Genomic DNA, 308 nt, shown 5'->3' with positions numbered 1-308 from the left:
TGGGTTTGGTGGCGCTGGAGCCGGTGTCGGGCTTTCTTCTTCTGGAGCAGTACGCGGCGGATCGCAAGGCGGCGACCTGGACGCAGGCGCTCCAGGCGGCCCTGGTCGGGTTGAATGTTGCCGTGATCCAAGGCACCAGCGACGAGGCCACGGCGTTGCATCGGCAGGTCGAGGTGGACCTGGATGCGCATCATTCGCCGGACCTCTTCCCTGGTCAGCATGAGGTTTCGAAGGCCACCAGTCTCTCCCTGGCCCGCCAGGTTCGGCAGGCCGCCGCGACGGTGGTGGCCGCTCAGCAGGCTTGGGCG

1 pseudogene is annotated in these 308 nt (G+C 67.5%); it reads left to right on the top strand.

What is annotated here, in order from left to right:
• A pseudogene (locus CAPSK01_RS23860) lies at window positions 1-308 on the top strand (hypothetical protein); the annotation flags it as partial.

This window comes from Candidatus Accumulibacter vicinus (genome assembly GCF_000584955.1).
Taxonomy (GTDB): domain Bacteria; phylum Pseudomonadota; class Gammaproteobacteria; order Burkholderiales; family Rhodocyclaceae; genus Accumulibacter; species Accumulibacter vicinus.
This window is presented reverse-complemented; position numbering and strand designations above follow the sequence as displayed.